The sequence below is a fragment of the uncultured Algibacter sp. genome (assembly GCF_963976535.1).
Classification (GTDB): Bacteria; Bacteroidota; Bacteroidia; order Flavobacteriales; family Flavobacteriaceae; genus Algibacter_B.
In genome coordinates this window covers 1-12,259 of the sequence record NZ_CAXBLF010000078.1, presented here as the reverse complement: position 1 = coordinate 12,259, position 12,259 = coordinate 1, and the positions used below count along the sequence as shown (strand labels likewise).

The window sequence follows — 12,259 nt, the reverse complement described above, 5'->3', positions numbered from 1 at the left end:
ACATGATCCAGCCCTCCAGAACCTATGTCGTAGGCCCATCCGTCTCCACCAACCAACCACACACTTCTTCTGACCAAATGATCTGCCACCGACAGTAGCTTTTCAGCTTCATTTTGATCTATTTGGGCTAATTTTTTCTTCAATTTAGATATTGCCTCTCGCTGTTCCTTTATTTCAGATTCATATAGTTGTTCAGTATTAAGTAGTTTTTTCGCCAATTTCTCCCCAATTTCATGGCGTGAATAATGCACCAGCTTTCTAGCCATTGACAGGTGGTTATCAGCAGTTATGCGCATCCCCAATCCAAATTCTGCATTGTCCTCAAAAAGTGAATTTGACCAGGCTGGACCCCTACCTTCTTCATTAACGGTCCAAGGAGTTGTTGGCTGATTGCCTCCATAAATAGAAGAACAGCCGGTAGCATTGGCAACAATCAGTCGATCACCAAACAATTGAGTAAGTACTTTTATATAGGGTGTTTCGCCACAACCAGCACAGGCACTGGAAAACTCGAATAATGGTTCAAGAAATTGTGTGCCTCGTACTGAAGAAAAATCAACGTTTGTACGATCGTTCATAGGAAGGCTTTCATAGAAACGGATGTTTTCCTTTTCCTTTTCTAGGATAGGTACCCTATCCCTCAGGTTAATGGCCTTGGTGTTTTCATCATCAGGGTCGGTAACCGGGCATACTTCCACACAGAGGTTGCAGCCGGTACAATCTTCCAAGTACACTTGTAAGGTATAACGTGTTTCAGGAAATCCGCGGGCATTGATAGGAGCAGAGGGAAATTCTGCAGGAGCCGGTTCCAGATAGGCCTCGTTATAGAATTTAGATCGAATAACACTATGTGGACATACAAAACTACAATTACCACATTGAATACATAAATCTTTATCCCATTGCGCCACCATGTCCGATATATTGCGCTTTTCCCAACGGGTAGTTGCGCTCGGGTAAGTGCCGTCAATAGGCAATTTACTTACTGGCAGTTCATCCCCATCGCCACGCATCATCATGGCTGTAACTTGCTGAACAAATTCAGGTGCTTCAATAGATACGGTAGGAGGAAGAGGAATTTTACTTGTCACTTTTGAAGGAATCTTAACTTTAAATAAATTCTTCAAGGCGGCATCAACTACTCGGAAATTCATCTCTACAACTGCCTTCCCTTTTTTGAGATAACTTTTTTCAATAGACAATTTTATTCTATCGATAGCTTCATTTTTAGGTAATACTTCGGAAAGCGCAAAAAAACAAGTTTGCATAATAGTGTTGATTCTTTCCCCTAAGCCAGCAGCTTGAGCCACACCCGAAGCGTCTATGATATATAATTTGAGTTTCTTTTCTATAATTATCCCTTGTATTGGAAACGGAAGGTGATTCCACACTTCATCAATCCCATAAGGACTATTCAATAAAAAGGTAGCGCCATTTTTCGCTAAACGGAGCATTTGCACTTTTTCGATAAAGTTGAATTTATGACACGCAATAAAATCAGCTTCCATAATAAGGTAGGGTGCACTAATTGGATTTTTACCAAAGCGTAAATGAGAAACTGTTTGGGCACCTGACTTTTTGGAGTCATATACAAAATAACCCTGTGCAAATAAACTTGTTCCTTCCCCAATTATTTTAATGCTGTTCTTATTGGCGCCAACAGTACCATCTGAACCTAACCCAAAAAAAACAGCACTAATGGTTCCCTCGGGAATAATATCATAAGTAGGGTCATATTTTAAACTACTATGGGTAACATCATCAATGATACCGATGGTAAAACCATTCTTAGGCGATGCTTTTTTTAATTCTTCAAAAACACCTTTAACCATGCCAGGGGTAAACTCCTTAGAGGATAACCCATAACGCCCTCCTATAATATTTGGAAAATGAGTAATCTTTTTCAAGCGGTAAGCTTCTGCCAATGTGGTAACCACGTCTTGGTAGAGGGGTTCTCCTATGGCACCAGGTTCTTTTGTGCGATCCAGTACGGCTATTTTTTTTACCGATAAGGGCAGTGCTTTTATGAAATGTAGTAAAGAAAAAGGACGGTATAGTTTCACCTTAATCATTCCTACTTTTTCGCCATTTAAAACCATTTGTCTCACGGTTTCACCGGTTACTTCTGATCCGGAAGCCATAATTACAATGATCCTTTCAGCATGTGGATCTCCAACATATTCAAATAGGTTATAATTGCGACCTGTGAGTTTTCCAAAATCGTCCATAGCGTTTTGAACGATTTTTGGAAGATCTAAATAGTATGGATTTACAGTTTCTCTGGCCTGAAAGTAAATATCAGGATTTTGGGCAGTTCCACGAATAAAGGGATTATCAGGGTTTAAGCTTCGTTTCCGATGGGCATAAATAAGTTTATCATCTATCATCTCCCTAATTTGTTCATCAGACAGAAGTCTGATTTTATTCACTTCATGGGACGTGCGAAAACCATCGAAAAAATGCATAATGGGCACTCTCGATCTTAAGGTCACTGTTTGGCTTATGAGCGCCATATCATGAGCTTCCTGAACTGAAGATGAAGCGATTATGGCAAAACCGGTTGTCCTCGCCGCCATGACATCACTATGGTCGCCAAAAATGGACAACGCCTGTGCCGCCAGTGAACGTGCCGCCACATGAAAAACGGTTGAAGTAAGTTCTCCTGCAATTTTGTACATATTGGGCAACATGAGCATCAACCCTTGCGAAGCTGTAAAAGTTGTAGCCAAAGCTCCGGTTTGAAGCGCGCCATGAACAACGCCTGCCGCTCCACCTTCGCTTTGCATTTCTATAACATCCGGTATATTACCCCAAATGTTTTCCACGCCTTTAACCGACCACTCATCTGCGTGTTCGGCCATGGGAGATGCTGGTGTAATTGGGTAGATTCCACATACTTCATTAATTCGGTATGCCACAAAGGCAACTGCTTCATTACCATCTATGGTCGCTATTTTTGTTTTATCTTCCATGATTGTTGTTTTATATTTTCTTAGGTTCGGGAATCATTTCTATAGCATGGCAAGGGCATTGTTCATAACATATCGCACAACCTGTACAGCGATCAAAGTTATACTCATATCTTTTGCCTGGACCGAGTTTTATTATGGCTTCTTCAGGACAGGCAGCATAGCAACCATCGCATTCAAAGCAATTACCACAGGAGAGGCAGCGTTGTGATTCAAAAAGCACTTCTTCTTCGCTTAAACCGGCCTTTATTTCATCAAAGCCTTCCATCCGCTTTTGGGCGGCAAGGGAAGTCTGTTCCTTTTGCGGAGCATTTGTTTTATACCAAAGGTGTAATTTTTCTGGCCCTACTATAGGATGTTTAGGAGCTCTAAGGTATGGTGTTCTCCTCAAAAAAGCATCGATATTTCGCGCAGCCTTTTTACCATGGCCGATAGCCACGGTTACACTTCGTTCACTGGGTATCATATCGCCTCCGGCAAAAATTCCTTCGTAACCGGTCATCATTTCAGAATTAACGATGACGGTTCCATCTTGTTTAAATTCGATGCCTTTTATAGACTTTAAAAATGTTGTATCTGTATCTTGCCCAACTGCCAATATGAGCGTATCTGCTTCAAGCTTTTCAAATTGTCCTGTGGGTATTGGTTTTCCATCCACTAGTTTCATTATCTCAACCTTAAATGCATTTTTATCCATTGTTTTGATTGTACGGAGCCAATTGATTTTCACCCCTTCTTCCAAAGCTTCTTCTGCTTCAAATTCATGTGCCGACATGTGTTCTTTATCGCGCCTGTATATGACCATGGCTTCGGATGCTCCCATTCGTTTCGCAGTACGTGCCACATCCATTGCTGTATTTCCACCTCCATAAATAGCAACTCTTCTACCTATTTTTGGTTTTTCACCTTGTTCTACCTGTTTTAAAAAGCTAATGGCATCAAAAATTTTCACAGCATCATTACTTGGAATATCAATTTTTTTTGAAAGATGAGCACCAACAGCTATAAATACAGCATCAAAACCCCCAGTCTTTTTTTCAGACAAGACATCTTCAACTTTATGGTTCAGAACTATTTTGACTCCCATTGCTGTAATGCGTTGAATTTCATGGTCCAATATATGTCGTGGAAGCCTGTAGGCAGGAATTCCAAAATGCATCATGCCACCTGCAATAGGCCCAGCTTCATGTATCTCAACGCTATGGCCCATTCTGGTAAGATGATATGCCGCAGATAATCCGCTTGGGCCAGCTCCTATGATGAGCACTCGTTTACCTTCTGGTTTTTTTTCAAACTTTACCTTCCAATTTTTATGGATGGCTTCATCTCCAAGAAAACGTTCTATGGCATGAATACTTACCGGACTGTCTATGGCGGTGCGGTTACAGCCATCTTCACAAGGATGGTAACAAACGCGCCCCATTATTGCAGGCATCGGGTTATCTTGCATGATAACCTGCCAAGCTTCCTCAAATTTTTTATCCTGTGCCAGTGCAAGCCATGCCTGTATATTTTCGCCCGCTGGGCATGCATGGTTACATGGAGGAAGTAAATCTACATATACAGGGCGTTGCGTTCTTATTGGGCCAGTTCCTATACTATGGCTTGTAAGGTCGGGTGGGGAGGTTTTATCTTTATTTTGATGCTTCATCTGTATCTTTTTTAGAATTAAAATTTCAATGTCTTTTATTATTTATGACAATCAACTCATTTATGGACTTTGCATAGATAACTCCTATAAGTTGTTGATGTTCAAATACTGGAGCAATAGTAGTTTTACTGATTATAAGCTGTTGATAAGCTTCATACAATGGCATTTCAGGGTTAAGTTTTATAAACTCTTTTTGCATAACCTCGAATACGGAAGTAGCATCCTTATTTACAGATAATTCAGTAATTAGTTCTTTTCTAGTCAGAATTCCGAGAACTTGTTTATTCTCAGCAATCAAAAAACCTTCTTCTGGAGAAGTTTGAAGCTGTTTTAAAGCATTTTCCACAGTTTCTGTTGGTGACAACAACGTAAACTTTTTTATCAGAATATCTTTAACAACATAGCCAATAAGTTTAGATTTGAAACTTTCTTGTATGGCTTCAGCTCCTGCACCCAAATATATAAACAAACCAATAAAGACGAGCCAAAAATTTGTAAAAAACCCTAAAAACACAAATACGATTGCTAGAAATTGACCCACTCTAGCAGCAATAGTTGTAGCTTTAAGTTTATCCATATTAAATGCTAATAATGCACGAAGAACTCTTCCGCCATCCATTGGAAATGCCGGAATTAGATTGAAAATTGCTAAAATTGCATTGGCGACCATAAGGTTGAACCAGAAATTATCTCCACTCATGTTATTCATTTCTGAAATCGGCAACAGTTGATTAGTTGAAGATAGAAATACATAGAGTACCCCAGCAATAACTATATTAACTGCAGGACCCGCTAAAGCTACCGCCAGTGCCTGGATGGGCTTATCGGGCATTTTATTGAGGCTAGCCACGCCACCAATAGGGTAAAGCGTAATATTACGTGTAGGGATGCCGTATTTTTTAGCGGTTAATGCATGGCCAAATTCATGTAATACCACGCAGGCAAACAATGCCAGAATAAACAAGACACCAGTTATACCTGCCTCCCATCCATGTCCCTTATTTAAATGCAACATAAAAATCCATCCAATGATGATCCAAAATGTCCAATGGATCAAAACTTTGATGCCAAAATAACTTCCAATATATAATGACCACTTTTTCATTGTTGTAGAATTTTAATTTTTTTATATCTGTATGTAATTAAGATCAATAGACCATAACCGATTAAGCCAAATAAGAACACGAAGCGATAGCCATATAATATAGAAATAACAATGGTAAAAATTGAAGCAGCTACTCCGGCAATACTGGATATCCCCAATAAGTACGAAATAATTTTCTTATCCTTAAAAGAGGCGGCTATTTTTAGTAATAAAGGAAAAGGAATTCCTATAAAAAACGATGGAAACAGTAGAAATACAGCGATCCAAAATTCTGATAATTGATCATACCATATAGGCAGCAGTAGATAAACGGTAAGAACACATGCCACAATAATTAATGCCGTATATCCTATTATTTTTTTGGAAAAATTTCTTTTGAATCTACTCGTCATTAAACTGCCTATGCCATTACCAAGTAAAAAAGTAAAAAGTAATAATGAAAAAGACTGTGAGGGATTGGAAAGTTTTAAGTTGAGTACCTGAAACAGATACCCTTGAATAAGGATATACGAAAATCCCAATAAAAAAGATATTAAGGCCAAAGCACTAAATTTTTCACGTAGTGCTACAGTGGTATTTTCGGAAAATGAAATAGTTTTCCACTTTGCCATCCAGTTCACCAAAAACCACCCAACGATAAATATTCCTAGCCATAATGGAATGATCATGGCATCAGGTATGCCATTATTATAGTTGAAAAAATAGGGAGAATCATCCGTTACTGGTTTTAAGTTCATTGGTGCTGTCTCCCAGAGTTTACTTTGCGGATATGTACCAGAAGAAATATCATACAAGATATTGTCCAACATATACCATTTATAATTTACATTTTGTACTATGGTATCTAACCCCTCTTGTTTTATATATGGAAAGTAGAACACGTCTTGATCCAACTCTAAATAATGTGCTGTGAGGTGCACCTCCTCAATCATTTTTTCTTCAAAAGGTTTCTTGTTAATAACCAATACAGGATTCATTCCATTAGAGTAGATATAGATCTTTTTGAGCGCCTCGATTTGGTCAACTCCCATCTTTTTTTGGATTTCTAAATAGTTGGCCAGCATTTTATAAACTTCTTGCCTCGCGTGCATCGTAAAATAAAGCGTTCCATTTTCAGAAAGACCATCGAGGTAGTCGGCCAATGCTTCCATTGTAAACAGATAGTTTTCGGTAAGCCCATAGAAATCGGCACCACGTGAACTCTTGGTAACGGGAATCGTTAACATAATGGCGTCATATTTCCCCTGGTTATTAATTACAAAGTTTCTACCTTCATTTACGTGTACTTTTATGTTCTTTTTATCAAAGAAGGTTCCGGGATTATATTTTTTCATCAGGTTTACAAAAGAAGGGTTTACTTCTACCGCATCTATATTTTTATAACCTGAAAAGTATGCTGCTGCAATATCTATTCCTCCGCCTGGGCCAATTATAAGAATTGAATCTTTTTCGTTTTCCTTTACAAAATTTATGGCAAATACCGCAGGAAATCCACTCAGTGACTTTCTTAATTTAATACTATCTTTTGCCAGTTCATCAATATCCACTACATCGGTTCCTGCAGCCCCATCAATGAACATTACTTTTGACTCTGAATTGTCAGGATACATAAACTTAACCAAATCGGTTTTACCGAAAGCACTCCAACGGCTTTCTATTATTTTACTTTGTAGTGAAGGATTGTTCATGAGGCGGGACATATCTTTAGAAGGGTCTTTCCCCGTAGGAATATCAAAGTTTAAGGTGTCTTTTCCAAACCACATTAATAAAACAACAACTAATAACAAAACAGTATTTACCTTTACGAAACGCCTTTTATTGGCTATTGTATAGATTACCAAAACAAGCAGGAGAAGCGATATCACTATTCCCACCACATATACCAGGTTAAATGTGTTGAGTAGAAAAACCGAAGTCAATGCCCCTGCAGCAGCTCCTATAAGGTCAAACCCGTACAAGGTAGAAATATAAGGCTTATTTGCTTCAAATATATAGGCATAAACAATTCCGATTGCAATAAACGGAATAATAGATAAAACTATAAAAACAGGTAGCCCAAAACTAGTTAATGATGAAATACCGCTTTTTGAAAGGACAAGCAATAGAGAAAAACTCAAAAAAATTGAGATTGCGGGTACGGCAATCCAGAAAAGTGATGAATTGTCTATTTTTTTATTAAACCTGGCGTAGGTAATTTGCCCAATACCCAGCCCTAATATAGAAAAAGCTATGATAATAATTACAAAATGAAAACTAAGAAGGTATGAGAACAAGCGAGATAAGCTTATCTCGAAAATGATAGTCGCAAAGGTTAGCAAGAAAATAATTAATACGTTTGAGATAATTTGTTTTTTTTGTAACACTGTTTTAATTTTTACATTACTTTAATTGATCACACTATATCTAGTTTAACATAGAATAGTTTACATTCATATAAGCTGCATTAATTTTTTCACTTCTTTTGCTATTTTAGCACTCAAATCAATCTCATTTCTATGATATGTTATTTAAAATAAATTCTACACGTTCTATTGGTGGCAAAACCGGAACTGTAACAATTGGAAACCCTAAAGACGTATAAACATCTATTATTAATTGATGTATTTTTTTTTGATCGTCTTCATCTTCGGTTCTTGCATAGTCTTTTGTAAAAGGCAATCGGTCTAATATGAAAATTTTCTTATACGAAGTGTTTTTAACTGCGTTTAGTAATTTTTCATCATAGTCCAGCATTAGAAATTGATAGTATGCCATTGCGTCTGGTATGGCCCTATCCAAAAAAACCAAATCTTTGGGCTGGATGGCGGCTTCTTGCTCTATTTGCATATCCAAAACACCTAACTGAAATTTTCTTTTATTGTTTCTCATATCTTCAACGGTTTGACCTCCAATGCGCATAGTGTCTATATAATGTCTTGCATGTTCAATGGTTGTTTTATAACCTCTTTTTTCCAGCATGTTTATTACTGTGGTTTTTCCGGTGCTTGGACCACCAGTTATTACATACCAGTTGGTGTTTAGTTTTTTGGTGTTCATTTTTTATAAGTTTAAAAAATTATACATTTTCGATACTATAAAGCTTCGGAATTTCTGCATCCCAACTATAGGTTTCCTTAATACCCTTTTGTAATGCTTCTGCACTTTCTTTTTCACCGTGAACAATGAAAATGCGCTCTGGCTTATTTTTAATTTTGCGCATCCAATCTATAAGTTCTTTGTGATCTGCGTGTGCCGAGAGTCCTTCAATTTCTGCAACTTCCATATGAAGTGGCACCCATTTTCCATACACTTTTAATTCTTTCTCGCCTTCCAATAATTTTCTACCGCGAGTTCCTTCGGCTTGATAACCAACAAAAAGCAACGTATTGTTCGGGTTTTGTGCTTGTGTTTCTAGGTAGTTGAGCATGCGTCCACCTGTGAGCATTCCGCTTCCTGCAATCACGATTTTTGGTTTATTATCAGTTCGTAATTCCATAGTTTCTCGATAGCTGCTCACAACCGTAAAATAAGAACACATCTCGTCGCATTCATGTTTCTCTAGTTTATGCCAATCCCTTGTACTGTGGAACAGATCCAGTACATTAGCTCCCATTGGGCTATCCATGATCATCGGGACTTTCGGAATTTTATTTTCCTTTAATAGCCTCCAAAAAATGAGCATCATTAATTGAGCGCGTTCTACCGAAAAACTTGGAATAAATAGACTACCACCTCTATTTATGGTGTCATTAACCAATTTTTCAATCTGTGGAATGGATTCTACTTCGTCAGGATGAAACCTTCCACCATACGTGGATTCTATGAATAACACATCGGCTTTTTTTGGTTTCAAGGGTGGATACAATAGTAAATCATTGGTTCTCCCGATATCTCCTGAAAAGACAAAGCGTTTTCCGTGTACATCTAACTCGATGAATGTAGCACCTAAAATATGACCGTTATATTGAAAACGAGCTTTTATACCGTCAAACAACTGAATCCATTGTGATTGCGGAATACTTTTAAAATGTGGAATAGTATGTTCAACATCTTTTAAATCATAAAGTGGTTCTGCTGGACTATGTTTAGAATAGCCTTCTTTGTTAGCCCGTTCTGCTTCTTGTTCCTGAATTTTTGCACTATCGTTCAAAATGATTTTTGCGATATCCAAGGTGGGATTGGTGCCATAGATTGGTCCATTAAACCCTTGTTTTACCAATCTTGGTAGGTATCCTGTGTGGTCCATGTGACCATGCGTAAGCAGTACGATATCAATTTCTGAAACTTTTACGGGCGGATATTCCCAGTTTTTAAGACGTAGTTCTTTTAGTCCTTGAAACAATCCGCAATCTATCAGTATTTTTTTATCTCCTGTATCCACTAAATATTTTGAGCCGGTTACTGTTCCTGCTGCACCTAAAAAGTGAATGTTTATTTTATTATTTTTCATCTGTTTATTTTTATTTAGTGTCCACTGCAACAGGAAGACGTGTTCCCTTTATCTTGGCTTGATTTGTTCAATTCCGCTATTTCATTATATAAATTGCGAGAATCTTCTTTGATAAGAACCGCTAATTTCTTTATGGATTTAGGTTCAAAGTTTACCATGCCTAATAATATTTCAAAGGCTTCTTCAAGTAGTTTTGGGTCATCTTCCAAGGCTTGGTAAAATGGCTCTAAATCTATACTATTCTGGTTTTGCATTGCTTCTGTTTTCATCTGTATTGTATTTAGAATTAACGAATGTTTATTTAACTATTTTTTTTAGTACATGACAAAAATTTAGAATAAAACCATAAATTACACATATACAGTATGTTATGACTTTTACGTTACGTAGACCTCACAGGTTTTGAAAACCTGTGAGGTCTTTGTTATCCAGATAATTGCGAGTAGTTTATTTCTCAAAATAAATTTTTGTCATGTACTTAACTATTTTTTATATTAATGTGCTTTACATAATTTTTCTGAATCTTCGAGAATGTTTTTATGTCTTGGTTTTGGCACGCCTATTATTTCCAATAAACTAGGGTTTTCGTGAAGCTCTTTACATAGCACGATGCCTTTATCCAATAACTTTGTTTTTTCGGCTTTGGTTAAGGTTGTTAAAGCTGTTAGTGGATGTAAACCAGACTTATCAATTCTATCCTTTAAACCGTTTCCTCTTGGGTAATCCCAACTTGCTAATAACAACCCAACACATTTACCATATTGTATGGCATCGGTGGTAAATCGTGTATTAGTATATACACCTCCCTTATGAAGTTTTGTCTCGTGACCTTTTTGACGCTCCCATTGTTTTTCTACATCTAAAAATCTTGAATGGATGTATAAAGGAATTTTTACATTGCAAAACCGTCCTTGATCGCTGTGGTATTTACATTCAATCATATAATGATTGTTGTCTTTTTTAGCTATCACATCTACTTCGTGTTGTACACAATTGCCTTGTACTATTACTCCAACATTTGTTTCAAAACCTTCATGAGCCATTATTTTGCCAACTAATTTTTCAAAAGGGAATCCTGTAGGTCCTAATTCCATCAAGGCTTTTTTTAGTTTGTATTTTGACGCACTTACACGCGATTTGCCTTTTAGCATTTTGAATGCCATTTGGTATATTTTTTTGGTGGTAATTCCGTCATATAATTGACTTTCAACTTGCTCTACTATTTGCTGAATTAACGCTTCATTTGCTTTAGCACGACGTAATGAGTTGATAAGTTTTTCAACATCAAAAGGAACACTATCTCCAGAATATTTTAATATGTTTATTGTGTTGCTCATGGTTTATATATTTATAGTCATTATAGGTAGGTTATTGGTAACACCATTAGGGAATTGACTTAAAAAACCTGTTTTGCCGTGTGTGACCATTGCAATTAAATCCACTGGTTGTTGTTCTATAAAAGTATTAATTCCTTGTTCTACTGATACCTCTTTGTAAACCGTTAAAGTGTAATTTTTAAATTTTGGGAACTTTTGCAAGAGTTGCTCAACAGGATTTAAACTAGGCGTGCTGCTTTTAAAATGAGCTTCAGGAATTATTTGCAATAAATGAATTTTTGCATTACATTTTGTTGCAAATGAAACCACTTTATCGAGCGCATCACTGACATCATTTTTAAAATTTGAAATGAACACAATATTTTTAAAAGGGAACAATATTTTGTCCTCTTTAACAATTAATACTGGTACATTGGCTTTACGAACAATAAGTTCTACATTACTTCCAGTAACAATAAAATCGTGATGAAAATTGTTGGAATGTTCCAGTATATTTTCTGGACTTTCATCAAATTCAATAAAGGTTCTGCATTTTAAGTGTTCTTTTTTTGCCAATAATTCATAATCCTTTAATTTACTATTGGCATCTACAATTTGTTTTAGGGTTTCAGGATAATTACTTTCTTTAGCTTTAGAAATTTTTAACCAATCTATTGGTGTTTTAATAAAATGAAAAAAATGTATTTCTGCATTATTGTGCTTCGCCAATTTTATTCCTAAATCCACAGCATGCGTGCAATTTTCTGAAAACGTGGTAGATACAAGTAT

Annotated in this window: 9 protein-coding genes; all 9 read right to left on the bottom strand. The window is 36.8% G+C overall.

Annotated elements, in window-relative coordinates:
• Positions 1–2,972 (bottom strand): pyruvate:ferredoxin (flavodoxin) oxidoreductase (gene nifJ / locus AAC024_RS14615; protein WP_339896237.1); only part of this gene is annotated, 2,972 nt, incomplete at its 3' end.
• A 10-nt stretch (positions 2,973–2,982) separates the two neighbouring features.
• Positions 2,983–4,620 (bottom strand): NAD(P)-binding protein, encoded by a 1,638-nt coding sequence (locus AAC024_RS14610; protein WP_339896236.1) that lies wholly within the window; start codon positions 4,618–4,620, stop codon positions 2,983–2,985.
• Between the two features lie 25 nt (positions 4,621–4,645).
• Positions 4,646–5,725, bottom strand: coding sequence for a site-2 protease family protein (locus AAC024_RS14605; RefSeq protein WP_339896235.1), 1,080 nt, complete (start codon positions 5,723–5,725; stop codon positions 4,646–4,648).
• Complete coding sequence (locus AAC024_RS14600) at positions 5,722–8,088, bottom strand: hypothetical protein (protein ID WP_339896234.1); 2,367 nt, start codon at positions 8,086–8,088, stop codon at positions 5,722–5,724. Before AAC024_RS14600 ends, AAC024_RS14605 begins: the two co-directional genes overlap by 4 nt.
• Before the next feature lie 130 nt (positions 8,089–8,218).
• The gene (locus AAC024_RS14595; RefSeq protein WP_339896233.1) at positions 8,219–8,761 is read right to left on the bottom strand and encodes an ATP-binding protein; all 543 of its coding nucleotides are present in this window, start codon (positions 8,759–8,761) and stop codon (positions 8,219–8,221) included.
• Between the two features lie 19 nt (positions 8,762–8,780).
• The gene (locus AAC024_RS14590; RefSeq protein ID WP_339896232.1) at positions 8,781–10,154 is read right to left on the bottom strand and encodes an MBL fold metallo-hydrolase; all 1,374 of its coding nucleotides are present in this window, start codon (positions 10,152–10,154) and stop codon (positions 8,781–8,783) included.
• Between the two features lie 14 nt (positions 10,155–10,168).
• Positions 10,169–10,423, bottom strand: coding sequence for a hypothetical protein (locus AAC024_RS14585; RefSeq protein WP_339757772.1), 255 nt, complete (start codon positions 10,421–10,423; stop codon positions 10,169–10,171).
• A gap of 225 nt (positions 10,424–10,648) precedes the next feature.
• Positions 10,649–11,491 (bottom strand): ATP cone domain-containing protein, encoded by an 843-nt coding sequence (locus tag AAC024_RS14580; RefSeq protein ID WP_339896231.1) that lies wholly within the window; start codon positions 11,489–11,491, stop codon positions 10,649–10,651.
• Between the two features lie 3 nt (positions 11,492–11,494).
• On the bottom strand, positions 11,495–12,259 hold a 765-nt coding region (locus AAC024_RS14575), incomplete at its 5' end, for a universal stress protein (protein ID WP_339896230.1).